This window comes from Spirosoma migulaei (assembly GCF_054776855.1).
In genome coordinates, this window is the sequence record NZ_BAAHBG010000011.1 from 195471 (window position 1) to 222410 (window position 26940).

The following is a 26940-nucleotide window of genomic DNA, read 5'->3' on the forward strand; positions in this document are numbered from 1 at the left end:
GAAGAATATCGGGTATTCATTGTCCGCGATGGGGCCGAGGCCTTCGGCATCATTCGTCAGGAGCTTCCTGATTTGCTGCTGGATGTGATGATGCCTCGTGTAGGTGGCTATGAAGTGTGCAGTTTGTGAAGCAATCGTCCGAATATTAGCACTGTAAGGTGATTTTCTGAGTGCCAAAAGCAAAGAGGTAGCTATTCAGAAAGGTCTTGATCCTGGAGCCGACCTATAGCTGCCCAAGCTGTTCTCAACCCGTGAGTTAGTCGCTAAAGCTCGGGTAAGATTATGCGCGGCAGGGGTTTTATAAATAGACTCCTCCACTGGTGACAATAGTGGAGGAGTCGTTGTCGTGCCGACCGTCCCGGTCGGTAGGGAACAAGTTGGTGTCACGACCGACCGGGACGGTTGGCACGACAAACCAAATTCGGCTGATTTGCTTATTTTTTGATAGACTGAATCTGCTGCTTCAATTGTAAGGCAAGGGCGTTGCGTCCATCGAGCCGTAAGCTGTTGTTTATATACTTCGTGGCAGCAGCGGTATTCGCAAATTTGAGGTAGCCAGCGGCCAGTTGATTGCTCAGATTGATGTTGGTGCTGTCCTTCATAAACTGATTCTTTACCGCAATTAACTGTTGAACGAACGTCTGTAATTCATTCAGGCTAAATCCGGATGAATTGTGAGCAGCCGCATACTGAAGGTAAGGTAGGGCTTCGTTGGGCCTGTCTAGTTTAAGTAACGTAATAAAAAGCGGTTGGGCCCGCTCAAAACTGTTCTCCAGCCGAAACGCTTTTTTTAGGTACGTAACAGCCTGCTCATTCCTGTTCAGAGCTACACTAAGCTTTGCCGCCTGGTCATAAAGAGCCACGTTGTACGGGTACTCCAGCAATTGGGCTTCTGTTACTTGTAATGCTTTGCTGGAATTCTTCTGCGTCAGGTAATAGCTGACTAACTGATTCATGACATCGGGCCACGCAATTTGTTTGACCACCAATGCCCCTGCCAGTTGCTCTTCGGTTGTTTTGGTCCGTTTCTCTTCGGGGGGCATTGGTATATTAAACGGCCAGCCCTCTTTGAGAATCATCATCTCATAGACACCTTTGAGTGAATCAACCGTCGTTATAGGCATCCGTTGGCGTAATTCATCGAGCGAGATTTCCCGCGTGCGATCATCGGGGAGTAGCCGGCTTTTTCTCAAGGCCTCATAAAACGCATCTGAAAGGAGCGCATAGCCAAATAAAGTAGGGTGAACATGCTCCAGGAGGGTCTCTTGCCCTAAAATACCGTGTGGTGAATTCGCTTCAAACGTGCGTTTTGTGTCTACCAGGGTAATGCCAGGATAGGTAGTCGTGACTTCCTGAATGAGTTGATTCATAGCTTCGGGTGCCCGAAACCGCAGCCTATCCAGCTCTTTGGCTTGTACATACTCCTTTTTTGCGTCGGCAAACTTGCCTGATGCATAAGCCTGATTTGCCCGTTGGTACTGGGCCTGGGCTGAAGTAGGCCCCTGCCCTGAACTACTGATAAATGGCTTCAGGTCTTTTTCATTACTGACCAGATTACTGACAAAAACCGGAATATGCTGCTCACTCAACTGCAAACAAATAGCATTCAGATTCGTCTTGAATTGATCGATGCCAGCCTGATAAGTTTCGGAGCCATAAACGATCTGCTGGTCGGCCGCCATTCGTTTCATCAGGTTTTCGCGCAGGTCAATTTTCTGACCGGAAACCGCCTTCCGAATCCCATTTATCGTGTTGGCAAGTAGTTGTACCAGCCGAAATTTCCGAAGCTTGATCAGCAATTGAATCAACAATGGGTTATGAGCAATGCCACTTGTCGATCCAACACCCAGGGCTCCATAGTACTCATTATGGCCGGTGTAAATCAACACTGCATCAGGGCTATAATCGGGTAGTTGCTTCGCAAAATCGGCGACGGTGTAGGTGTTAACGGCCGTGAGTGCCAGGTTGATGATCTCAAATTCCTTATCCGGGAAGGTGTGCATCAATCGGTATTGCAACCAGCGATGGAAGGAACCGTTGTGCATGTATGGATAGCCAATGGTGGTTGATTCACCCAGCACAAAAATTCGAAACGTACCCTCAGCTTTTTTGGCTGGAAACGGTTCAAAGTTGCCAATCGTGGCATTCTCCGTTTCCGAAAAGTACTTCTCCGACGTGTACTGATTCATGACCAGAAACCCCTTCTGCTGCGGATCTTCCACAAACAGACGCAGATCATGGCCATAGCCAACTAGTCGGAGAAGGCCTTCTACTAAGCCCAGCAGCAAAAAAGGCAACAGTAACGCCATTCCTTTAAACAGCAACAGCCGCTTTTTGCTGATGGGCGCTTGCGGAACAATTGGTGGTGGTGGCGTTACTGTTTTTTTCATGGTCTAATAATTGTGCCGTCCATCTTGCGAACCTGCCAGTTAGACTTAGTCGTAATCGGATACTTGGCCGCTTCTTTTTCGTTGATATCAACGCCCAGCCCGGGTACTTCATTGACCGACATATACCCTTTATTCATGGTTGGGCAACCGCTGAACACTTCTTTGGTTTTGTCCGAAAACTGCACCGCTTCCTGAATGCCGAAGTTCCAGACAGCCAGATCGATATGTGCATGGGCTGCATGACCCACCGGCGAGACATCGCCCGGACCATGCCAGGCGGTGCGGATGTTGAACCATTCGCCCAATCGAGCTACTTTCATGGCTGGCGTGATGCCCCCAATCTGCGAGACGTGAATCCGGATGAAATCGAACCATTGGTTGACCATCGGCTCCTTGAACTCGTTGATGTTGTTGAACAACTCGCCCATGGCAATGGGTACGGAGGTTGCCTGGCGGAGATTGGCGAACCACTTCATGTTCTCGGGCGAGAAAGGGTCTTCGATGAAAAACGGGCGGTATTCTTCTACCCGCTTAATCATGTTGATGGCGTCGATGGGCTGTACCCGCTCGTGAATGTCGTGAAGTAGCTCGATTTCTTCTCCGCACTCTTTCCGAACGATTTCAAACATTTTGGGTACCGATTTCAGGTAGAGCCGCTCGTTCATGTAGTTGTCGGTTTCACCCCCAAAGCCAGCTACTTTAAAGTCGGGTTTATCGGCGGTGGCGCCCACGGCTCCATAGCCGCCCTGCTGAATGCGGATGTATTTGAATCCATCGGCCATTAATTTTTTTACACTGTCGGCAGCGGCTTCGGGGGTGTTTCCGCCCGCGTGGGTGTAACAGGGGATAGCAAATCGTACCTTTCCGCCCAATAATTGATAGACAGGCATTTTTGCCCGCTTGCCTTTAATGTCCCAAAGTGCCTGATCTAGTCCGGAGAGGGCATTGTTAAGCACGGGCCCATTGCGCCAGTAGGAGCTGACATAAGCCGCCTGCCACATGTCTTCGATGTTGTCCACGTCTTTGCCTACACAGAACTCGTTCAGATAGGTGTTGATGGCTACAATTACGGTAGCAGCCCGCTGTGTGAACGTAGCGCAGCCTAACCCATAGAGACCGGGTTCGGTGGTTTCCACTTTCACGACAATCAGGTTGGAACCTTGTGGAGCGGTAGCAATGGCCTTTACACTTTTGATCTTGACGGGAGCCATCCCGACGGCATACTGAGGCTTACTCTGCTGTTCGCGGGCTTCGGCGGTGGAGATGCCGCCAAACAGCCCTAACACACCGGCTGATGAGCCAAAACCAAGCATTTTTAGCGCGTTACGGCGAGTGTGATCGAGTTGCTTTTCGTGGGGTTCACGGTTTGTATTCATGAAATGAGGATTGAAGGGTTTCTGATTTATTTATAGCCCGCAGATTTTTATGAGTAATAAGAACAAGTATGATTTTTGTATTAGGTTGCCAATGGATTAAAATCATACTTAACTCATATAGATCATAAAAATCTGCGGGCTATCTATGTTTGAAGTTTCATGTTTATGCGAACTACTCAATACCAACCTATCCTAAACATGGAACATGAAACCTAAACATAATTTACTGAAGGGTTAAGGTAAGGCAAAGGCAATGTAAGACCCGCCGGGTTTGTGGCCGTTTTTTACGCCCCCAGCTGCAATAACCACGTACTGTTTGCCATTGACCTGATACGTAATAGGAGTAGCAAAACCGCCTGCCGGAAGCTGATATTCCCAGACAACCCTGCCCGTTTTTCGGTCGAAAGCCCGGATCCGTTCGTCGTAGGTGGCGGCAATAAAGACCAGTCCACCGGCTGTTACAATGGGGCCGCCATAGTTTTCGGTGCCCGTAAGTGGTATTCCCTTTTTGGTTAATTCGGGAAACTCACCCAGCGGAACTTTCCAGAGGTATTCGCCCGTGTTCAGGTCAATGGCGTTGAGCGTGCCCCAGGGTGGTTTCACGGCAGGGTAACCATCGGGGTCTACGAAGCGCGTCCAGCCATTATTGATATAGGGCGGGATGTACGGGAATTCCGCTTTCTGTACAACAGCTGTAGGCGCCCCGGCGCTATGCTGATCGCCCGTTTCACTGGCTTTAGTTTCGGTGTTGAGCAGAAAGCGGACAAGTGTACTGCGGTCCTGCTCGGAAATATGCTCGAAGGAGGGCATCCGTCCCCGACCCGTTTTTAGAATAGCCTGAATATCCTGCCCCGTTAGTCGTTTGCCAATATCGACCAGGCTAGGGTAGGCCTGACCGCTCCCTTTCCGGTCGACCCCGTGGCAGGCGGCACAATTAGCCTGATATAACGATTTTCCTTTTGAGGCAATCTCGGCGTTTCGTGCGGCCAGATCCATCATCGTTAAATCCCAGACCATTTCGTTGGAATTCTGGTACAGGATGCCATCGGGGTCGGCCGCATTGCCACCCCATTCTGCGCCACCGCCAATACCGAAAAACAGCGTACCTTCCAGGCTCGGCGGCATAAACTTACTGCCAGACCGCGTTTTCTGGAATCGCTCTTTCACGAAGGCATGCGCTTCGGGAGTACAGTCGGTAATGTCGGCTTCGGTGAATACCTGCCGGGCAAAGGGTGCGGGTTTTAACGGAAAGCGTTGGGTGGGCCAGGGCTGTTCGCCCGGAAGGCCGGAGGTGGGAACTGACCTTTCATCGACAGGGAAGAGGGACGCGCCCGTATCACGATCAAGCACATACACCAGGCCATCTTTGGTGGATTGTTCAACGGCATCGACTAATTTGCCGTTGTGCTTTACCGTAACCAGATTGGGTTGGCAGGGTAGGTCCCGATCCCAGAGGTCGTGATGCACGGTCTGGTAATACCACTTCATCTTGCCCGTTTCGGCATTCAGGGCGAGGATGCAATCAGCATACAGATTTTGCCCGGCCCGACTTCCTCCGTAAAAATCGACTGCTGGCGAACCAGTGCCTAAGTAGACCATGCCTCGTTTTTCGTCAAGCACCATACCCGCCCAGTTGTTGGCTCCTCCTATTTTTTTGTAGGCATCTTTAGGCCAGGTTTCATACCCCGCTTCTCCCGGTTGCGGAATGGTATGGAACGTCCAGCGAATCTGGCCCGTACGGATATCGAAAGCGCGCACATGACCCGGTGCTGCATCGCCATATTCGGAAACCGTGCATCCCATGACCAGCAAATCCTTGTGAATAACGCCCGGACTGGTTACCGTAACGGATAGTTTTTTAAGATCAAACGCTGGGTCATTCAGCATGCCTTCCCGTAAGTCGACCTCCCCGTTTTTGCCGAACTGCGCAACCGGTTCGCCCGTTAGCGCATTAATGGCGAAGAGGGTAGGGCCTGCGGTAAACAGAATCCGTTTGTCGGGTCCATCTGCCCAATAAAGAACTCCCCGGTTTGGGTTAAAGCGGGCTTGTTTGTTGCTGAAGGGGTCAAATGCCCAGAGTTTCTCACCCGTATTAGCTCTCACCGCAAATAACGTAAGCTTCGGTGTGGTGCCATAGAGAACGCCGTTGACCACAATCGGCTGGCACTGAATTTCGGGCTGACGGCCGGTTTTCCCGTCGAGTCCAGCCGCGTCAAACGTCCAGGCTACCTGTAATTGGTTAACGTTGTCGAGATTGATCTGGGTAAGAGGTGAATAACGATTTCCCGCCTTATTGCCCCCATAATGAACCCAGTCGACATTCCCCGGCTGATCGGTATAGGTCTCGTCTTGATTAGGGCTAATGGCCGCGAACAGCAACCCTAATACCCCAATCGATCCGAGATAGATGATGTACTTCATGGAATAAAAAATGTCATGTACGTAGTTCTATTTGATGGAATTTGTCATCCCGAAGAATGAGGGATCTCTAGTTTCCTGACGCTTGAGATCCCTCATTCTTCGGGATGACAAAAAATAATTTAGGGCCTTTTATTGACCACCCTTGACTACTTCGTGTAATAGTCATACTGAATTTTCCAGCTAAACTCCTTTCCCGGTTCGGCTTTGATCTGGATGTAAGGTTCCGGGCACACTGCAATGGGCATTGACCAGTAAGCCAGTTGTACGATGGGCTGATCACACGTGATGCGCACACCAGCGCCGGTTTTTCGGTTTTCGATCCGTATGTCATAGTCTTTAGCCGTGTCGCCGAAACCGGTCAGGTAGCAATGCGTGGTTTCCCCTTTGGCAAGTTCGCGCAGGTAGGTAATCTGATTCGTGCGTGTTTCAAACAGGGTGCCCATGCCTCTGGGTGTGCCTTTGGTCTGCAACGGAAAGGGAAACGTTACGAAAAAATCGGGACCCGTTGTCTGCTTGTCGATCACATAAAAATTATGATCGTAAACTGTTGTTTCAATAGGTTTGCTGCCGGTGTTCGTTAACGAATGCTCGAGTACTAGGGTTGGTTTGCCGGGGACCAGTTTTACCGTTTTGCGATAGCGGTATGAGTAACCCGCAGCGTCGGTCAGCTCGTGGGTAAACTCGATGGCATCTTTACCTTTTTGGGCAACACTCCATTTTCCGGGATTTATGGTCTCGTAAGGCGTAGCAAATCGGTAAGGTGCATCAGCTGCTTTTCGAAGTGAACCCACCCCAATCTTCAGAAAATCCTCCCCCGGTTTAGCCGTTTCATACCCAATCGGTGTAAACTCTTCAACGGGGCCGCTGATGGCGTCGTGTAGTTTTGGATCGTATTTATCGAACCACTGGCCGAAATAGCTATGTCCGTTGTAATCAAGACTGGCAAAAACACCCGACCAGTCAAACCGAGTGCCCTGATAATAGCCCTGCGCCGGATCGGGAAGGTAGAGCTTCGCCTGAATCACCCCATTGGAGATATCTGCCTGAGGAAATGGAGCCAAACGAACAGCGCTGGTCAGGCCGAGCAGAACGCCAAGAATTACGAATGCCTGCTTCATAAGGAGTATAGTCATTAGTGGTCATTTGATTGTCATTAGTGGTCATTGATTGTCTTGGTGGTCATTTGCGGTAAAATTCTGACAGGTGATAAATTCTCAATTAATGACTGTCAATGACTACAAATGACCAGCAATGACCATCAAATGACAATTAACCTTAATAACCCGGATTTTGCTTCATACTAACGTTTGAGGTGATCTCATTGATCGGGATGGGTTGGGCGTAATCCGTTGGTTCCCATTGAATGGCACCCCCACGAACCCGCTGGTAATAGGCGGCTTCTTTATCGCCGATTTTCCATCGACAGACATCGAACCACCAATGGCCTTCGCCAAACAGTTCGGCCCATCGTTCATACTTGAGTGGGTCGTTTTTGAGTACTGCGTCGGGTGCGCTGGTCTGATCGGTCAGGGTTTTATAATCGACTGCTGAAGCCGTATTGACGGCATAGCCATACGCTCGCCGTCGGACTTTATTGACATATTCCAGCGCGGTGGCATTGTCGCCGGTATGGGTCAGGGTTTCGGCATATAGCAGGTAGATGTCCGCCAGCCTGAGCCAGAGAATATTGTCGCCGTTGGCCATGTTTACCTCGCCTTCTGTACCTGCCAGATTAATGTATTTTCGGAAACTCCAGGCTTCCATATCGATTTCCGAAATGTCCAGATAGTGCGAAATGGGCTGCTTAACGCCGAGTACAATCATTGAATCGACGTAGGGTTGCAGGCAGGACACCCACAAGCGAGGGTCCACGGTTTTGTTGGTTCGGGCCGCCACCGATTTCGTGATGTACGACTTGTCGACATTGGCGATGTTGGCTGTGGCGGTTCCCGCCGGGAAATAATGCCCCAGATTAAAGCCAAACCGGGCTATGTTTTTGGCATGTGGAAACACGTTGGACCAGGCCGATGCGGCCTGTCCGCCCGTTGGCCCAACAAAGGTTGGCGCAATCACCATCCCGATACTGGACCCCATTGATCGATCGTCTGTACCCCGGTAGGTCATGTCAATATTCAGATTAAGCTCAATCAATGATTCGGAGTTGAACTCACTTTGGGCGTTGAACATGGTTTTATAAGTGTCGAACGGCACCAGCGACTTGCCGCTGTTGGTGACTACATCCGCCAGGTACGTTTTTGCATTGGCCCAGTCCTGCGTGTACACATACACTTTACCCAGAAACGCTTTGACGCCCCAGCCGCCCACTTTGTATTTATCCGTAGCGCCAGTCCAGGTTTTTCCGTTTAATATCGTTTCGGCGGCTTTCAGATCCGAAATAATGAAATCCCAGCACTGTTTGACTGTAGCCCGTGCCACCTGTGTTTCGGGGAGGCTACTAGATGTTTTGGTGATAATAGGTACGCCCATTTTATCGCCCCCCTGCCCATCCACTAGGAAGCTCTCGCCCCACTGAGAAGTTAGATAGAAGTAATACCAGGCGCGCAGGTAAAGGGTCTGTCCCTTAATCAGATTTGCTGATGCGGCATCGGCAGCATTCGCTTTGGCACTGAAGGTTTCAATACCCGCCAGCAAGGTGTTACAGCGTTGGACACCCCGCCATAAATCCTGCCAGGTCCCTTGCAGGAAACTATCATTGACCTGCGAGTTATTCTGCGCCAGTTGAATCCAGGTGGTGGTTCCCTGCCAGCTTAAATCCGTAGTATGGTCCCAGAGGTAGGTGTTTTTGGCCAGCATGTTATGCCCGTATAAATTCGGGGCATGTTGGGTTGAATAAGCACCTGCCAGGAGTTGTTCCAGGTCAGCGATTGTGCCGGGGTAACTGGCGGTCGAAATAGCGCCGGGATTGTCTACATTCACAAAACTCTCTTTACAGGCCGCCAGACTCAGGAGTACGACAAAAAGGGAAAGTTTGACTACTATTTTCATGATCGAATATCGTTTTGTATTACTGAAGCCAGTAAATGAGGTTAGAAAGTCACATCAATGCCCATGGAGATAAGCGTCGTGCGCGGATAGGAGTAAATTGTATCGATTCCCCGGCCGGTAGAGGCTGCATTTGAGCCGCTGCTGCGTCCTACTACTTCCGGGTCAAGCCCTGAATACTTGGTGAATGTCAGCAGGTTTTGCCCTTGCGCATACACCCGAATGCCCGACATTTTCCACTGTTTCATCAGCGAAGCCGGAAGCGTGTACCCAATCTGAATGGTACGCAGTTTGAGGAAGGCTCCGTTTTCGACGGCGTAATCCGAAATGCGCGTATAGTTGGCATTCGGATCGCGAACGTAGTTGCCCGACGCATCCGTGTACCCTACGCGAGGCAGGTTGGTAAGCCCATTGCCATTGAAGTAAGACGTATTGAAAATGTCGCGGGTGGTGTTGTAGTCACCCACGAAAATCGAGGTGTAGTATTTGTTGGCATTGAACACATCCACACCCGCAATGCCCTGAAACAGTGCCGAAAAATCCAGTCCTTTCCAGGCCATGTTCAGCGTAACCCCATAGGTCATTTTGGGCCAGGGATTGCCAATGAAGGTTTTATCTGCGGAGGTAATCCGACCATCACCATTCAAATCCTGGAATTTCAGGTCGCCCGCTCCGGTGGCAGCTGCCTGATAATAAACGCCCGTGGTGGCGCCACCCGTTGCTGCCGCAGCTTCCTGCGCTTTTTGGTTCAGGGCTTGTACCTCGGCATTGGTCTGGAAAATTCCATCGGTTTTGTAACCATAAAACTGACCCAAAGGCTGTCCTGCCTGGGTGCGAGACACAACACTTTCCAGGTAATCGCCGGCGGGGCCGTCGTTGATCGGGTTGTTGTTGGTGCCATCCAGCTTCTTGACCAGATTTCGGTTAAACGATGCATTGGCGGCAATGCCGTAGGTGAATGCACCTTTTTTGCCCCGATAATCGACCGCCAGCTCAAGCCCTTTATTGCTCATCTGCCCAATATTGGTGAACACGGTGGTACTACCAAAACCAGCCGACATGGCAACCGGAACCTGGTAAATCATGTCGTTTGTCTGGCGGCTGTACCAGTCGGCAGTAATATTCAGGGCGTTATTCAACAGGCCAATATCCAGACCAATATCCGTTTGAAGCACAGACTCCCATTTGATGTCCTGATTCGCCAGTTGAGCGGTCAGGGCATAGCCTTTGAAACGGGAACCATCAGGCAGACCCATGCTGGTTGTGCCACCCGTTCCGCCGTAGGAATTCTGGTATGTATATTGGGGAATGTTGCTGGTGCTTCCCAGCTTTCCGTAACTGGCCCGGAGCTTCAGGTTCGAAACGTAGGTCAGATTATCCCGGATAAAGGCCTCCTCGTTCAGTTTCCAACCGACCGACACCGACGGGAAAACGCCGAATTTATTGGCTGGCCCGAATCGGTCCGAACCATCCCGACGGACGGTGGCCGTTAGCAGGTACTTGTTGGCATAGGTGTAGTTGATCCGCCCAAATTGGGAAAGCAACCGGGTTTGAGGTAACTCGGCACCGGCGGCTACGTAGCTGCTTGGGTTGCTGCTCAGAGCCAGGTTATAAGTAACGTAGGGGAAGCTCTGGGCTTCGGCATGTAGCGTACTCAAATCGGATTTATACGCTTCATAACCCGCCAATACCTTAAACTCATGCTCACCAACGGTTTTGGCGTACGTCAGGACAAAGTTGGCCGTCAGGTTTTGCTGACTGTTGATGTCCCGGCTCAAAAAGGCGTTGCGATTGGCAACGGTACCGTAGTCGTAGGCTTCCGTAAATCGGTAGTTGTGTACGTTATAGATTGACGCCCCAAAGGTGGAACGAAGATTCAGCCCTTTCAGAATTTCCCAATCGGCATACAGGTTGCCTTCCAATGCGTAGGTTTCATTCTGCATATGGTTCTGGTATTCCTGCCCTACGAGATTGGGACCAGTGAAAAAGGTGCCTGTTTTAGCCCAGCCCCCAAACGAATTGGTAGGATCGTAGATAGGAACGACTGGGGCAGAGCGGAAGGGGAACGTACTGGTAACAACGGGATTGGTTCCGGTTTTCCAGGCATAGAGCGTTTCGCCTACTTTCAGTTTCTTATTGATCCTGAAGTCGGCATTCGACCGAATTCCGTACCGCTCAAACCAGTTGTCAATCAGGGTGCCTCCTTCCCGCTGGTAATTGGCCGAAACATAATAATTGGTTTTGGTCGTAGCTCCTGATAACGATAAGGAATAACTCTGATCCGATCCGTTGGTGAACAAGTCCTTTGCCCAGTCATTATCGGGCAATGTGCTGGGGTCGCCCCAGCCACTTGTGTTCACGCCAAAGGCTTTTTTTGCCGTGATGTAATCAGCCGTATTCAGCATTTTATACAGATTACGGGGCTGCCGAACGCCATAATAGGCATTGAAGTTGATCTTCATTTTATCGACACTGGTTCCGCGCTTGGTGGTCACGAGCACAACACCACCAGCAGCCTGAGCACCGTAAATGGCAGCAGCGCTGGCATCTTTCAGAATCTCAATGGACTCGACATCCTGAAGGTTGAAGTTGTTGCCCGCCGACATTCGGATGCCATCGACGATATACAGCGGGGACATGCCACCAATGGAGCCAACCCCCCGGATCACAATATCGGAACTGGCACCTGGCGAGCCATCATTCCGGGTTACCTGAACACCCGCAGCCCGGCCCTGTAAGGCTTCATTCACACTCCGAACGGGCAGGTTCTTCACTTCTTCTGCTTTTACGGAAGAAATAGACCCGGTCAGGTCCGACCGTTTCTGCGTACCATACCCAACTACCACCACCTCGTTGAGGTTTTTGGTGTCGACGGCTAAACTGACATTGACTGCGGTCTGATTACCTACCGTAATTTCCTGGGATAGGTAGCCCACAAAACTGAAGACCAGTACATCATCGCCCGTGAGTAAGGTCATCCGGAACTGGCCATTGGCATCGGTGGTGGTACCCCGGTTGGTGCCTTTCACCACAATACTCACACCGGGGAGTCGGTTTCCACCTTCGTCCGAAACGGTTCCTGACAGATTCCGGTCGGTAGAGTTTAGGTCTGTATTATAAGGTAATTCAATGATTGGTGGTGGGGGTTCCTGATTGAGAATAATCTGCCGACCTTTTACCTGATACGTAAGTTGGTGGGCTCTTAATAGATTATCCAATACAGCCACCAAAGGTTGGTTCGTTGCACTCAGCGATACCCGGTCATTCAACTGAACCAAAGCTGACCGGTAGGCAAAGCGTACGTCGGCCTGGCGTCCCAGTTGATTCAGGACGGTTTTTAACGTCAGGTTATCGGCGCGGAGCGTAATGCGCTGATCCATGACTTTCTGCGCGTCAACCGGTCGGGCGGTTGCCAGACCGGCTACAAGAGCCACCACTAGTAACTGATAGACAGTAAATTTCATAAGGCTGCGCAACAGGCTAAGCGGTTGTCGAAGTTCTTTCATACTTTTACTTGTTTTTTGACTGTTTGGATTTAGAAATGGACAAAAAACCCCCTGCCTCATCCTGGATGAGGGTATCGAACAAGGGTGTGAGTGAAGTCAGTGATGCCGGAATCATCACTGACTTTTTTTATTAAAAGCGGTTTATTGCGGCATAGGCGATTGGTAGAAAAGTGGGCTTAGGAATTAAATAAGTAAATGGATAATGGCCAATGGATAATGGATAATGGTTAATGAATAATGGGCAATGGTGAGTCCAGGAGGTAATTACATTGTTCATTTTACATTATTCATTATTCATTATTCATTATCCATTATCCATTATCCATTATCCACTGTCTTGGCAATGGGTTATTTGCAGCCTTTGCTGCTGATGACGATCTGCCCATCCAGTACCTCATACGAGGCCCCGATAGTCTGGCAGATTATATCCAGCCGCTCCAGCAGATTTTCATTTAAAAAGGTGAGATTGACCAGGCAAGCCGACAGATCATCCTCATTGTAAATTAATTTCACACCATAGGTTCGTTCAATGGTGGCAAAGACTTTTGTAACAGGAGCATCTTCAAACACCTGCTCGCGACTGACGGCTTCGGGCATGAGTGCGGTTGGTTTCTCTACCAGTGCCTTCAGTAGATGTTTCTCCTCCAGATTATACGTCATTTGCTGGTTGGGCGTCAGAATGATTCCCTCTATCCGTCGCAAACCTGACTGCTGCGCTTTTTCAAAATCCTGTCGCGTGTACACCGATACACGCCCGGTTCGCACCGTTACCGTTACCGCCTTTTCTTCTTCAAAAGCCCGAACCAAAAAGCTGGTGCCCAGTACTTTGGTTACGGTTTGGTTCGCATAGATCAGGAACGGTTTCGCTGGATTTTTAGCCACGTCGAAGAACGCTTCCCCGTTCAGGTAAACTGTCCGGCTGGTCTTGGCGAAGTGTTTCGGATAACTTACCCGGCTCTTTGGCCGCAGGGTGATGAGACTTCCATCGCAGAGCAGGACATTGATGGGCTGGTTGCTGGTATTGACTTTTTCCTGAAGTGGCAGGGAGGCCGTTTTCGTTAGGTGAGCATACGATTCGGGGCTTGACGTTGAGGTAGTTGTATACCTGTAGAGCCAGATTGCCAGACCTGCCACCAGAATAATGGACGCAGCCGCAGCCCATCGCCACCAGGATTGTTGCTGAAGGGGAATGACTGGGGTTTCCAGCTCGGCATCCCGATGTTCGGTCGCCAGTTGCATCAGCCGGTTGAGCTCACTGGTAAAGCGGGCATCGGTGGCGTCATCACGGTAGTGCTCATTCAGGGCACGGACAAGCTCCTGGGCCTGTTTGACCACCTCCGCCCGATCTGGATTTTGTACCAGCCACTGCTCCCAAAAAGCAGCCGACTGGGGAGCGCTTCCACTTGCCCACTGGCGAAATGACTCGTCGAACAAAAAGTCTTCGGCGTTGTAAATCCTGTAATTCATAACGAAGCAACTAGCAGAGGAGGACCTTTACTCCTATAGTGCTATTCTTCATTTGGTAATACTCAAAAAAAAGGAAAAATTTTTTCGCCTATAGTGCAATTTCTGTCAACTATCGTTTCGGCAGAACAAAGACCAATAGGTAAAGGAGCAAATCAGACGACCATTGGCTCCGGAGTTCTTTGAACGTTCGGTGCAACAGATTGGCCACACTTTGTCGCTCCATGCCCATAATCTGGGCAATTTCGTGGTTGTCTAAATTCTGGTAGAAGCGCAGATAGAGCACTTCCTGCTGGCGCTTGGTCAGGGTTGCCATTAACTGGCGTAACAGGCGTTCCTGTTCGGAGTGCAGCTCATTATCAATAATTTCTTCCTCGATTGAGCCCGTAAATGGCATGTGCGCCGGTTCTGACTCATCCAGATGAATGGAGGGATGATGCCCCCGAATTTTTAATAATTTGTAGCGAAGGGCTTTTAAGAGGTAGGTTTTTACGAAAACAGCGTCGCCCACCGCTTCCCGACGGTCCCACAATTCCAGAAACAGATCCTGAATCGTGTCCCAAACCAGTTCGGAATCCGTAGTCAAGCGAAGGCCATAGTTATACAGGCTCGGGTAGTGCTTCCGCGCTAGTTCTCCCAGAGCCCGTTCGTCGCCGGCTTTGAAGCGTTGCCACAGCTCCTGAGGAGCTAAATCCCGATAACCAGTTGTCGTATCCAACGGACTAGACGATGAGTTTACGAATGGGTAAAGACCACAAGTATATTTTTATATTGATCGGATAACGTATTTCTTGAAAAAACAGGCTTGATCGTAAACGTTTGCCGGACCGTGGACCGTAGTACGATACGTAACAAAAGTTTAAGCAACATGTTGAAATAGCCTGCTCGTGGAGCATTGCCCCGTTAGACTTTACCGGAAAAGGTCTTTCTACTCAAATCACTACCTGCTCCATGAAAGTTAGCCCGTCTATTGCCCAGGTCGTTGCCCTGATGATTTTTAGTATGACCATCGCCTGTAGTCAATCGGTTGCCAGTTCATCGGATATAAAGCCAGTTAACCTGCGGACGGAATATAAACCACATCCAGTAACTGACGCCCAGAAGCCACGTTTAAGCTGGGAGCTAACCTCTACTGTAAGCGGTCAACGACAAACGGCCTATCAGATCATGGTCGCGTCATCACCGAACTTGCTGGCTTCCGACAAGGCCGATCTGTGGAATTCAGCGAAAGTGCCTGGGAATGCCACCAATCAAATCGACTATGCCGGAAAGCCCCTTTCCTCTCGAACAAGGTGTTATTGGAAAGTCCGGAGTTGGGATAAAAGCGGCCAGCCTGGCCCATGGAGTGCAACCGCAAGCTGGGAAATGGGTCTGCTGAACAAATCTGACTGGCAGGCCGAATGGATAGGTAATGACCTGACTGCCTTGGGGAAAGGGAAAATCTATCACTTGCCACCAGCCCCTTTTTTCAGGAAAGAAGCGAAACTAAAAGGCCCCATTAAACGAGCGAGATTGTACGTGACGGCCTTAGGTTTGTACGAATTTCAGATCAACGGCAAGCGCATTGGAAACGACTACTTTACGCCCGGCTGGACCGATTATACCAAGCGAGTCTATTACCAGATGTATGATGTCACGGCCGACGTAAAAGCGGGCGAAAATGCCTTTGGAGCCATTATTTCGGATGGCTGGTACGCTGGGTATCTGGGTTATGCGTTGCTGGTGGGGAACCCGGTCGTGAAAAATTTCTATGGTACTGTTCCCCTGCTGAAAGCCCAACTGGACATTGAGTATACCAACGGCGAAAAACAAACGATTGCGACCGACCAAAGCTGGAAAACGAATCACGGACCGATCATTGAAGCGGATATCCTGAATGGCGAAACCTATAACGCCAATCTGGAGTTTGACAATTGGAGTAAAGCTGGATTTGACGATTCGAACTGGAAGACGAGCCGCATTTTTCCCGATAAGGCAGACCGTCGGCTTGACGCTTATCCTGGTAATCCAATTCAGGTTTTTCAGGCGTTAAAAGCTAAATCCGTTACGCCAAAATCAGGCGGGAAATACCTTTTTGACCTGGGCCAGAATTTTGCCGGCATCGTACAACTTAAGGTAAAAGGAAATAAAGGCGATACCATTCGACTGCGGTTTGGCGAGGTGTTATTCCCGAATGGAGACATCATGACGGAAAACCTTCGGAAAGCCAGAGCCACCGACACCTACATACTGAAAGGAGCCAAACAGGGTGAAACCTGGACGCCTAAATTCACCTATCACGGGTTTCAGTACGTGGAAGTATCCGGGTTCAGAACAGCCCCCAGCCTGGATGCCATTACGGGTATCGTGTTAACGTCGGCCACCCCCGAAACCGGTGCTTTCGAAACAGATAACAAACTGGTGAATAAACTCTACCAAAATATTGTCTGGACGCAACGGTCCAACTATTTCGATGTGCCTACAGATTGCCCACAGCGGGATGAACGGCTCGGCTGGACAGGCGATGCGCAGGCTTATATTCAATCCGCCACCTTCAACAACGACATCTCAGCCTTTTTTACAAAATGGCTGGTCGACCTGAATGATGCCCAACGCGCTGATAAGTCGTACCCGATTTATGCGCCCGCACCCAACGTTCGGAAAACGGATACGTACTCGCCGGGCTGGTCGGAGGCTGGTATCATTTGTCCTTATACGATTTACAAAACGTATGGAGATACGCGTGTGATTCGGGAGTTCTGGCCAAATATGGTTGCCTATCTGAAGTTTATGGAGGACAAGAGCAAGGGCCAGTACGTCTATAAAGAGGCCAGTTTCGAGGATATTTCACCGAAAGGTGGATTTGGCGACTGGCTCTCTGTTGGTAAAAAAACACCCCCCGATCTATTGGCAACTCTCTATTATGGCTATGTGGCTTCCATGATGGCCGACATGGCCAAGGCGATTGGTAAGCAGGAGGAATCGGCGTATTACGAAGCCATTTTTAGCAAGGTTAAACAGGCCTGTTTAGCGCACTATACCGACGCAACCGGGAAGTTCAAAACGAATAGCGCGGCCTACGGCGATGGAAACGGCTATGTAGATGGGGAAATGGGCTTTGAGGGGCATACTCAAACGGCTTATGCCAATGCCATTTACATGCATATGCTCAAACCTGATCAGTACCAGCAGGCAGGCAACTGGCTGGTTGATCTCATTAAGGCAAACAATAATAAACTCTCAACGGGCTTTCTGGGCGTAAAGCCCTTATTGCCAGCGTTATCAAGTACGGGGCATAGCAATGAAGCCTATACATTACTGCTGAGCACAGAATACCCATCCTGGGGATTTGAAGTGGTTAATGGAGCCAATACAATCTGGGAGCGCTGGAACAGCTATATCAAGGGAAAAGGGTTTGAAAATAATGCCGGTATGAACTCGTTCAACCACTACGCTTTTGGCGCGGTAAATGAATGGTTGTTTGGTAATGCGGCAGGCCTCAAAGTTGGGGAAGCCGGGTACAGAACATTCACGATCAGACCGGAAATAGCCAACATGGGCCTGACTTACGTAAAAGCTACCTATCACTCGATCAACGGGCCTATTGAATCAGCCTGGAAAAAGTCCGGGAAAACGGTTACGCTGACCATTAAAGTACCCGTAAATACCGTTGCCAGTGTGTTCATCCCGACCACAAATCCAGCTACCGTTCTGGTCAACAAGAAAGCAATAAAGATGAGCCCAGGTATTACCGTAAAGGAGTTTAAAGACGGGTATTTACAGCTGGAAGCTGGCTCGGGAGGGTATCAATTCACGGCCCAGCATTAGGCTGACGTCAGTTCGGTCTGCTTATTTTTAGGGGAGATCACCGGGTTGCCCAGCTGTTTTTGACCATCCAGACAAACAGGGGTTGCATCCATTCTTCGGTGGGGAGTTTTAGGATGAAGCCGTGGTCGCCGGTGGGGTATAGGTGCAGCTCGGTGGGTACGTTATGGTGGCGGAGGGCTTCATAAAACGTTAGGCTATTGTCTACATCCACAACTTTGTCATCACCGGTATGGGTGAGGTAGGTGGGCGGGGTTTGATTGGTTACGTGCAGTTCATTGGAGAATCGTTCTATTTGCCCGGCAGTTGGTTTGGCCCCTAGCAGATTCGTTCTTGACCCTTTATGACTCAGGGTCTCGTTCATGGAAATGACGGGATAAATGAGAATCATAAAATCGGGTCGCAAGCTGGTTTTGTTGGTATTGTCGATAAGCGGTTCACCGAATTTCGTTCCGGCGGTAGACGCCAGATGGCCACCCGCCGAGAACCCCATGATCCCTATTTTGTCGGGTTTAAGGCCCCATTCTGTTGCTCGCTCCCGCACTACTTTTATGGCTCGCTGGGCATCCTGGAGCGGGCCAATACTTTTATCGACCATGATCGAGTCACTGGGTAACCGGTATTTTACCACAAAGGCAGCAACCCCATGTTTGACAAAGGTTTCAGCGATTAAAATGCCTTCTCCCTCGTAGCTTTCCCCCGAATAACCCCCACCCGGAAAAATAACCACCCCCGCGCCACTGGCTGTTTCTTTAGGAGGCAAAAAGATAGTCATTGTGGGTTTCGACACTTTTTGGTACCAGGAAACTTTACCGTCTTTTTCCGACGCTATTTCCTTCATCGTATACGACGTAGCGTTCGGGATGGCTCCTGAATACAAGGGGATAATTTGTTGAGCTGTAACCGTACCAGCTACTGTCAGTAGGAAAATAGAAAAACTGAATTTCATGGTACGGCAGAAATGGGAGTGAATTTGCATAGTTGTTTGGTGAAATTATTAACCACAGAGCGGTCCGCCGTTGCGGCACAGAGAACACAGACTGGATCACCAGTGCGGATATGAATAGTTGAGTCTGTTTAAACTTTTCAATTTAACCGCAAAGAACGCAAAGGTAACTCCGCAAAGTGCGCGAAGTAGTTGAGTGAATTTCTTTGAGACCTCTGCGGAGTTGTTTTAGCGTTCTCTGCGGTTAAGCAAAAGCTTAGAGCTATAAGAAAATAAGTTTAAACAGGTTCTTTATTATTAATTTTTCAATCCCTGTGTACTCTGTGCCGCAACGGCGGACCGCTCTGTGGTTAATAATACTTGATTTCTTCACAAAGTAAGCCGTTGACCTTCTTTGAGCAACACCTCTTTCAATTTATCATAAGGGACTTGTTGAACGGAAGTCTTACCGTCAATGGCCAGCACTGCGGCTGTTGCGGCCGATTGGCCCAGAATCATAAACACGGGCTCCATGCGGATGGAACCGTAGGCAATGTGTGAACTCGATACACAAACCGGTACCAGCAGGTTAGTACATTCCGCTGCCTTCGGCAGAATAGAGCCATACGCAATGGAATAAGGCTTGTCGGGATGAACGCCGATGTCGCCCTCATTCTGGACAAAGCCGTCCTTTTTTACGAATCGCTGGGAATTATGAGCATCCAGCGCATAGGAGCCCATGCCCACCGGATTTGGTACATTGGTTTTCCCAAGTGCGTCTGCTTCGGTCATAACAAACTCACCCAGCATCCGGCGGGCTTCGCGGATATAGAGTTGGTGCGGCCAGCCGCCATTGTCTTTGAACTCATCCTTAGGTAATCCCCATTGCTGCATGGCTTCGTGGACATCGACTGGTACGCGTGTGTCGTTCTGCAAAAAATAGAGCAACCCTTTCTGATATAGTTCATGATCCCGAATAATCGCCTTCCGGCGTTCGTAGGTAGCATCGGGGTAATCGTAATTTTTGCCGATGTAATCGGTACTGAACGGGCCGTGGTTGTTGGTGTCAGTTTTACGATTGGGGATGGGATCGTACTTATCGAAGGTTTCGCGCCAGCCCGAGGCATAAACACGTGCCAGCAGTTCATAGCGATTGGGGTCGTAGCCCGCAGGCTTAGCAAATGGAACCCGGTTGTCAGGATGATTGCTCAGACACATACGGAAACAATAGGCCTGAATTTTGTGGTCGCTTGTGCCGTTCGGGCCTGGTTCATCAGCCGATACTTCGGGCAGGAGTCCACTTTTTGCATCGCCCGCCACCTTGTAAGGGCTGATATCTTTTTTGAAAAAGTGGCCGTGCTGAAAAATACCTACCTGCACACCATTATGGGTCTCATTATACACGCTGTTGGCCTCCCGACCCACGTGGTAACGAACACCCGCAGCCGCCATCAGGTCGCCTTCGTAGGTGGCATCGATGAATACACTTCCTTCGTATACCGTACCACTTAGTGTTCGGAACGAACGAATGGCACCGTCCTGTTTCTGAATGCCCGTTGCCGAGCGGTCCAGCCATTCGTCGCGATAAATGGTCAGCTTATTTTCCTTCACAAAGTCCTCGAATACCTGCTCGGCAGCATGGGGTTCAAAAATCCACATGGTTCGGTTGGTGCCGTCAATAGCGGGCGTTCCCTGACCTTTGTTACCATACTCACTTCGTTGCTGCCACGGCCAGGATTTGTCGTTTTGGTAGTGCTGGTAGAGTCGCTGATAAAACTCGCGGGATAGGCCGCCAATAACTTCTTTGTTGCCCGTGTCCGTAAAGCCAAGCCCACCCGCCGACAGTCCGCCCAGGTGTTTATCGGGCGAAACTACAATAACTGATTTACCCATTTTCTTCACCTGGACAGCCGCAATCACAGCCGCCGATGTACCGCCGTAAATGATCACATCGGAGTGCCGCACCTCGGCATTTTGCACCACCGCCTGTGGGAATTTTGCGGGTTTTCGGTAGCCAGGAAGGACAATAAGAAGGCCTGCCAGCCCGATAATTACCGAGCAGTTTCGGCTAAATCGGCTAAGCGATACTGGAAAGAGCTGTGCAGGTGAAAGCATGAGGAGGAGTATTGGGTTTGGTGATAATTTATTAAAAATGAGTTAGTTATTGTGTGGTTCCTTAAAGGGCTACATACGCCATATCTCCAAGATATGGCGTATGTAGCCCTTTAAGGAACCACACTCAATTCCATTGAATGGATTCTAACGTACCCACCAGTAGTAAATTGCTGAGATACCAGCTCGTTTCGGCATAGCGGCTGGGGTCGTCGATTTTGATGTTTCGCTTTTGGAGAATACTTGCTTTGTCGAATGCTTTTCCCGATACGTGGATGGTTACTTCATGGGTTATATCCGGTAGTCCTTCCAGGTAAAAGCTAAATTTTCGGTAATAGTGAGAATACTGGTCGAAGCGTTGAACTTCCTTTTTGTCTCCGTCCAGTGTTACATCCAGAATCCCTACGCCCGGCCCTACCACATCATAAAATCCTAGGGTGGTTCCCTTGAATTTAATGCGCAGGACCGCATCTGGCGACGATGCTTTGTAGAGGGCTGGCATGAATTTAGAAACCGATCGGGCAAGCTCGTTCTCCGCCGGGAGTTTCTGCCAATGCGCTGAGGAAGGCAGTTCAGAGAGGGAAATTAACTGAGCGCCTTCCCAATTATCGGCAACCAGCGGGATTGGTAGCGCATGGGGTTTTGCACCAGAAACTCGTTGCATTTCCTCAAAATGGCCTCGTACCACACTCGCGTAAATGGGGTGGCCTGACCGGGACAAGGGGTGCGTTTTGTCCGTTGTAAACACAATTTTTCCGGGATTTTCGTCTGGCTTCCCGGTAAACACCAGCTTGCCTTCTTTATACAGCCGGGCTACTTCCACGCCCATGTGAATAGAGGGAATTTGGTAGTGCTCGGCTATGGCTTCCATGGCCTGGGCTGATGCCTGAAATTTGCCCGCCAGCAGATCGGGTAATACGTTTTCGGCTACGGTATACACAAAACAGATGTCGGTAGTAGGGTTTGCTTTCCAGATTTTCCGAACGATTCCCTCCATGGACTGCTGAATTTGCGGGGTAGTCCGCCCGAAATCATTGACGGCAAATTCCACGAAGACCAGATCGGGCTTCTGGGCCAGCACGTCGCGTTCCAGTCTGAAGACGCCCAGGTTAGAGCCCGTACCGCCAATCGCTGCGTTGATTTCGGTGAACGGTGTATGGGGGTAGTTGATGCGGAGCCAGTTAAAGGTAAGGCTCCGCCAACCGTCGCCCGCTTCGGTGATGCTGCCTCCAAAGTAGGCTACCTTAACGTCCTGCCCTTCATTAATTCTCTGAAAGAAGTTTGGTAAACCAACCCGCTGGTGAAATTCGGGAATCCCCATCGAGCTGTTTTTTGAAGGATGTGTACTACTCGTTGACAGGGGTTTTTGACAGCCCCAACTGATTACTACTGTGATAATAAATGCTTGTACTAACAGAATGATATTTTTCATTTCGTTGATAATGAGGATACTATGGCTTCGTGGCCGGAATTCTGGATTACACTGGAATCATTCGAAAGCTCAGCCAATGGCATTGGCAGCAGCAGCGGAGCCAATTTCTCCTGAACAGATGCCGAAAGCTTATTGAGGAAAAGGCTTTTTGGGGAAACGTTTACCGTATCAATTGTAGCTGACGTAACAGCCATTCAAATTTGGCGAGGGTATTCACTACACGAACAGTCCCATATACGCTATATTTTAAGTACGCTATATATCGAAAAAGGTATATTTTTTAGGGTTATATTGGATAAATTATAGAATATTAATAAATAAATATGAACGCAGGTGGTAGTTAAGTAAATATACTTAGTTTTAGAGAAGCTTAACCTACTATTAACATTTAGAATGCGCCCATACTTTCTAGCGTTCCTGCTCATTCCACTTATGCAGGCACTAGCTCAGTCCTATCCTTCTCCAGATAGGTATCAAAAGAAGTCTCCTCAATACCCCATCGCTAATCAGTTTGAACATCTATCGATTAAAGACGGCTTATCCAGTAATTCAATAAACTGTATTCTTCAGGATCGGGCTGGCTACATGTGGTTTGGCACCCACGAAGGCCTGACTAAATACGACGGCGCTACCTTTACCGTCTTTCAACCCAATCCCCAACAGCCAGCCCATAGTTTCCAAAATAGTATCATTACGAGCTTGTGCGAGGGCGATTCCAACCAGTTGTGGGCGGTTACGGAAGGGGGAGGCTTGCATGAACTAAACACGAAAACCGGGCTTGTTACGCCACATCCTATTAAAGCGGCAAGGGCCAATCAATGGAATAACCAGATTACCATTTATAAAGATAGCCGGAACCTGCTCTGGATCGGGACGTTTGCAGGGCTGGCCAGCTATGATCCTGCGCGCCATAACTTCAGATTATATCCTTCACCCAAAGCGGAAATGCCGATTAAAACGGCATTTGAAGATCGACAGCATCGGTTTTGGGTAGCCTCCCATCAGGGTCTGTACCTCCTTGATCGGGCAACCGGGCGTTATACGCTGGTACCGGTTCCTGAGCTGGCAGGCCCTCAGCCTTCGTTTCTTTCGTTTTACCTCGATAAAGAAGACGTACTCTGGATTGGTGCGGCCACGGCGGGGTACAGTCTGTTTAAACTGGACCTTCGTCACCAGCCCTGGCACCCGGTTCCCTATAATCCGGGGGGACAGCTTAACCCGTATATCTGGCGAAATACAATCCATCGGGATTCGTCGGGGATTGTGTGGGTGGGTACCACCAATGGCCTTCAGGGAATTGATCCCACTACGGATAAAGTTGTTACGTACCAGACCGATCCAAACCTGTTGAAGGGACTTGGCAGCAGCAACGCGCAGGCTGTATACCACGACCGGGCGGGCATGCTCTGGGTAGGGACCGATAACGGAATTGACCGGCAGGCGGTCAACACAAAACCGTTTCAGACGTATCGGGTAAGGCCAAATGAGCGCATGGCCACAATGCCTGAGAACAGAGCCAACGCGGTATTCAGGGACAAGCGGGGACAGCTCTGGTTTAGCAACTTATCCACTGTTTACCGACTATCGCCTAATCGGCAGCAGCTCGACCGTATCCAGATGGACAAGCTGGGATGGGTTGGAACCCATACAAATCCCGTAACTAGTTTCCTGTCCGACGGGGCGGATGGCATCTGGTTCGGTACTAACGACGGGCTATATCACCTCAATCAGACATCTGGTCAGTACACCCGGTATCCATCCGACATTCCGGCCCAATTTATTGATCTTCAGTATCTTGATGGTAAGCCAGCAGACAATCTCTGGATCGGGGGGGATGGCGGTGTGGCCTCGTTCAACACGCGCACGCATCAGTACACCTATTATAAATACAAGCCCGGTGATACGGGCGGCATTCCCGATAAGGCAATTTATGGGCTTATGGTAAGCCAGTTCGGAGAGGTGTGGATATTGGTTAACCGGTTGGGTATCTGTCGGCTGAATCCGAAAACGGGTCAGCTTATTCGCTATATGGCGGGGGGTAAAGGCAAACTGACCACCAACGACGTGCTGTCCATTCACGAAGACAAGGAAGGTACCATCTGGATTGGTACCCATCTGGGCGGTTTGCACTGGTTTAACTGGCGGACGGGTATCTTTTCGGTAATCTCTCGCGAAGAGGGCATACCGGGAACCAGCATTGTCGGTATTACCAGTGATGGGACGGGCAAACTCTGGCTGAGTACCAATGAGGGACTTTGTCAGGTTGACCCCATAACCCGAGCCATTCATAGTTATGAGGTTTCGGATGGATTGCCCAGTAATGACTTCAAGCATAACGCCGTCTTTCGGCAAGCCAACCAACTGATTTTTGGGACCGAGAACGGCATCGTTCAATTCAATCCCAATCAAATTCTGACGGATACCCGCCCGTTCCCGGTTTATATCACCGACCTGACCGTCATGGATAAGCCCCGAGTCATCACTGACAACATAATTCGCCTGAAACACGACGAGACCATGCTGTCGATTGGGTTTTCGGCTCTGGCCTATGAGCAGCCCGGTCAAAACCAGTATGCCTACCAACTCGTTGGGGTCAATCCGAACTGGGTTCAGACTGGAAACCGGCGCGTAGCTACCTATACCAGTCTGGCGCCAGGCACCTACACTTTTCGGGTAAAAGCCGCTAATAGCAGTGGATTCTGGACCAAAAATGAAGCGTCGGTTCAGGTGATCGTTATGCCTCCCTGGTGGGCTACCTGGTGGGCGTATGGGCTGTATGTGTTGTTGGCCGGAGGGGCTATTTGGGGCTACATCCGGTTTTATACCAATCGACTCCGGCAACGACAGGAGCTTGAGCTCAATCGGAGGGAGGCTGAGCAACTCAAAGCTGTCGATGAACTGAAGACTCGTTTCTTTTCCAATATTACCCATGAGTTTCGGACGCCTTTATCCCTGATTCTATCGCCGGTGGAAAAACTGCTTCAGGAAAATCGGTTTGATAGACCGATGCTGACGCTGGTTCACCGTAATGCCGAGCAACTGCTGCGGCTCATCAACCAGCTTTTAGACTTGTCTAAGCTGGAAGGGAACTACATGGCTGTTTCGCTTATGCAGGGGAACGTATTGGAGTTTATTGACCCGATTGTTGGCGTATTCCAGCGGATGGCGGAGCAAAAAGGGGTAACCCTCACGTGTGAGGTGGCTGGTTTACCGGCTCAGGAGTACGTATTCGATGCCGATAAGTGGGAAAAAATTCTGACCAATCTGTTGTCGAATGCGCTCAAGTTCACCGACGCCGGTGGCCAGGTAACGCTTACGGGTACGCCCGTTTGGACAGGCAGTGAGATGAATGCGCTGGCTATCCGGCTGGTCGATTCGGGGATCGGGATTGCGCCAGAGCAGCTTCCCCATATTTTCGACCGATTTTATCAGGCCGATACCTCCAGTACCCGCGCTTATGAAGGTACAGGTATTGGGCTGGCGCTGGTTCACGAGCTCGTTGGCTTACTGGGTGGCTCCATTACCGTAGAGAGTCAGTTGACAGTGGGAACTACGTTTCACCTGCTACTTCCTGTGCAGCCTGTATCGGCAGCAACGGGCGAGATCCCTAAAATTAGATTGGTAACTCCTAAACTTGAGACCCTCGATCAACGAACGTCACTGCCCCCCCGCCTTAGTAATTCGCTTGCTGTGAAGGGGACTTCGCTTCCGAGTATTCTGATCGTAGAAGATAATGACGAGTTGCGGGAATTCCTGATGGGGGAGCTGGCATCGTTGTACCATGTGCTCCAGGCAGTAGATGGAGAAGCTGGCTGGGCGCTCGTTCAAACCGAACTACCCGATATGGTGCTGACCGATGTGATGATGCCCCGACGGGATGGGATTGAACTCACCCGCCTGATCAAGAGCCATGCCGATACCGACCATATTGCGGTCGTGATGTTAACGGCTAAAACGGCCCCCCAGAGCCGGATTGACGGGCTACAGCAGGGAGCCGACGATTACCTGTCCAAGCCCTTTAGTCTGGACGAACTGCATCTACGCCTGCGTAATCTGGTTTCCCGTCAGCAGAAACTGGGTGAGCACTATCGGCAGCAGTTTGCTTTGCCTGTCAGTAGCCCCGTGTCCAATGTAAAAGCCCAGGAAGTGATAGCCGATCCGTTTCTGTTGCGGATTTATGCCCTGTTGGAACAGCATCTGGACGATCCCTCGATCAGTGTCGACTGGCTGGCCGACCAACTGGCCATGAACCGAAAGACGCTGTACCGAAAAGTGCAGCAACTCATCCAATTATCCCCCGCCGATCTAATTCGTCAGTATCGACTTCGGAAAGCGACCGAATTGCTGGGATTGGGGAACAATGTAGCCGAAACCGCCGATTTGGTCGGCTTCAATTCACCTTCTCATTTCACCATTGTGTTTAAAGAGTTCTACCAGCAAACGCCTTCCGAATTCATTGCCAGCCGCGTGAAAAACGCCTGATTTCTGCATTTTCCCCCTTTCTGCG

13 protein-coding genes are annotated in these 26940 nt (G+C 50.1%); 2 read left to right on the forward strand and 11 right to left on the reverse strand.

The annotated features are described in order from the left end of the window. Positions 1 to 434: 434 nt before the first annotated feature. From ACYVGO_RS14660 to ACYVGO_RS14695, 8 genes are all read right to left on the reverse strand, one after another. Positions 435 to 2390, reverse strand: a complete 1956-nt coding sequence (locus ACYVGO_RS14660; protein ID WP_460969902.1) for a hypothetical protein — start codon at positions 2388 to 2390, stop codon at positions 435 to 437. Further along, positions 2387 to 3766: an enolase C-terminal domain-like protein gene (locus ACYVGO_RS14665; RefSeq protein ID WP_460969903.1), complete on the reverse strand. Its 1380-nt coding sequence runs from the start codon at positions 3764 to 3766 to the stop codon at positions 2387 to 2389. The genes ACYVGO_RS14660 and ACYVGO_RS14665 overlap by 4 nt, the downstream gene beginning before the upstream one ends. A gap of 234 nt (positions 3767 to 4000) precedes the next feature. Beyond that, a complete protein-coding gene (locus tag ACYVGO_RS14670; RefSeq protein ID WP_460969904.1) occupies positions 4001 to 6187 on the reverse strand; it encodes an outer membrane protein assembly factor BamB family protein in 2187 nt (728 codons plus the stop codon). 146 nt (positions 6188 to 6333) lie between these two features. After that, positions 6334 to 7320: a hypothetical protein gene (locus tag ACYVGO_RS14675; protein ID WP_460969905.1), complete on the reverse strand. Its 987-nt coding sequence runs from the start codon at positions 7318 to 7320 to the stop codon at positions 6334 to 6336. A gap of 142 nt (positions 7321 to 7462) precedes the next feature. Beyond that, positions 7463 to 9193 carry a RagB/SusD family nutrient uptake outer membrane protein gene (locus ACYVGO_RS14680; RefSeq protein WP_460969906.1) on the reverse strand — a complete coding sequence of 577 codons (1731 nt, stop codon included), beginning with the start codon at positions 9191 to 9193 and terminating at the stop codon, positions 7463 to 7465. Between the two features lie 41 nt (positions 9194 to 9234). After that, positions 9235 to 12696 carry a TonB-dependent receptor gene (locus tag ACYVGO_RS14685; RefSeq protein ID WP_142775005.1) on the reverse strand — a complete coding sequence of 1154 codons (3462 nt, stop codon included), beginning with the start codon at positions 12694 to 12696 and terminating at the stop codon, positions 9235 to 9237. Between the two features lie 348 nt (positions 12697 to 13044). After that, a complete protein-coding gene (locus ACYVGO_RS14690; RefSeq protein WP_460969907.1) occupies positions 13045 to 14163 on the reverse strand; it encodes a FecR domain-containing protein in 1119 nt (372 codons plus the stop codon). Positions 14164 to 14272: 109 nt separating this feature from the next. Further along, a complete protein-coding gene (locus tag ACYVGO_RS14695; RefSeq protein ID WP_460969908.1) occupies positions 14273 to 14878 on the reverse strand; it encodes an RNA polymerase sigma factor in 606 nt (201 codons plus the stop codon). A gap of 233 nt (positions 14879 to 15111) precedes the next feature. On the opposite strand from ACYVGO_RS14695, the gene ACYVGO_RS14700 reads away from it, so the two are divergent. Continuing rightward, on the forward strand, positions 15112 to 17967 hold the full coding sequence (locus ACYVGO_RS14700; protein ID WP_460969909.1) for a family 78 glycoside hydrolase catalytic domain: 2856 nt from the start codon (positions 15112 to 15114) through the stop codon (positions 17965 to 17967). 37 nt (positions 17968 to 18004) lie between these two features. Here the strand turns inward: ACYVGO_RS14700 and ACYVGO_RS14705 are convergent, their stop codons facing one another. From ACYVGO_RS14705 to ACYVGO_RS14715, 3 genes are all read right to left on the reverse strand, one after another. Further along, positions 18005 to 18943 carry an alpha/beta hydrolase gene (locus ACYVGO_RS14705; protein ID WP_246859257.1) on the reverse strand — a complete coding sequence of 313 codons (939 nt, stop codon included), beginning with the start codon at positions 18941 to 18943 and terminating at the stop codon, positions 18005 to 18007. A 336-nt stretch (positions 18944 to 19279) separates the two neighbouring features. Continuing rightward, positions 19280 to 21004, reverse strand: a complete 1725-nt coding sequence (locus ACYVGO_RS14710; protein ID WP_460969910.1) for an FAD-dependent oxidoreductase — start codon at positions 21002 to 21004, stop codon at positions 19280 to 19282. 124 nt (positions 21005 to 21128) lie between these two features. Beyond that, positions 21129 to 22433: an SGNH/GDSL hydrolase family protein gene (locus ACYVGO_RS14715; RefSeq protein ID WP_460969911.1), complete on the reverse strand. Its 1305-nt coding sequence runs from the start codon at positions 22431 to 22433 to the stop codon at positions 21129 to 21131. Positions 22434 to 22826: 393 nt separating this feature from the next. Between ACYVGO_RS14715 and ACYVGO_RS14720 the strand changes: the two genes are divergently transcribed. Beyond that, positions 22827 to 26915, forward strand: a complete 4089-nt coding sequence (locus ACYVGO_RS14720) for a hybrid sensor histidine kinase/response regulator transcription factor (RefSeq protein WP_460969912.1) — start codon at positions 22827 to 22829, stop codon at positions 26913 to 26915. The last annotated feature ends 25 nt before the right edge of the window (positions 26916 to 26940 follow it).

What these genes read in the sequence shown, in the direction of transcription:
- ACYVGO_RS14660 (WP_460969902.1), bottom strand. Translation starts at nt 2,390, where the DNA reads ATGAAAAAAACAGTAACGCCACCACCACCAATTGTTCCGCAAGCGCCC.
- ACYVGO_RS14665 (WP_460969903.1), bottom strand. Translation starts at nt 3,766, where the DNA reads ATGAATACAAACCGTGAACCCCACGAAAAGCAACTCGATCACACTCGC.
- ACYVGO_RS14670 (WP_460969904.1), bottom strand. Translation starts at nt 6,187, where the DNA reads ATGAAGTACATCATCTATCTCGGATCGATTGGGGTATTAGGGTTGCTG.
- ACYVGO_RS14675 (WP_460969905.1), bottom strand. Translation starts at nt 7,320, where the DNA reads ATGACTATACTCCTTATGAAGCAGGCATTCGTAATTCTTGGCGTTCTG.
- ACYVGO_RS14680 (WP_460969906.1), bottom strand. Translation starts at nt 9,193, where the DNA reads ATGAAAATAGTAGTCAAACTTTCCCTTTTTGTCGTACTCCTGAGTCTG.
- ACYVGO_RS14685 (WP_142775005.1), bottom strand. Translation starts at nt 12,696, where the DNA reads ATGAAAGAACTTCGACAACCGCTTAGCCTGTTGCGCAGCCTTATGAAA.
- ACYVGO_RS14690 (WP_460969907.1), bottom strand. Translation starts at nt 14,163, where the DNA reads ATGAATTACAGGATTTACAACGCCGAAGACTTTTTGTTCGACGAGTCA.
- ACYVGO_RS14700 (WP_460969909.1), top strand. Translation starts at nt 15,112, where the DNA reads ATGAAAGTTAGCCCGTCTATTGCCCAGGTCGTTGCCCTGATGATTTTT.
- ACYVGO_RS14705 (WP_246859257.1), bottom strand. Translation starts at nt 18,943, where the DNA reads ATGCAAATTCACTCCCATTTCTGCCGTACCATGAAATTCAGTTTTTCT.
- ACYVGO_RS14710 (WP_460969910.1), bottom strand. Translation starts at nt 21,004, where the DNA reads ATGCTTTCACCTGCACAGCTCTTTCCAGTATCGCTTAGCCGATTTAGC.
- ACYVGO_RS14715 (WP_460969911.1), bottom strand. Translation starts at nt 22,433, where the DNA reads ATGAAAAATATCATTCTGTTAGTACAAGCATTTATTATCACAGTAGTA.
- ACYVGO_RS14720 (WP_460969912.1), top strand. Translation starts at nt 22,827, where the DNA reads ATGCGCCCATACTTTCTAGCGTTCCTGCTCATTCCACTTATGCAGGCA.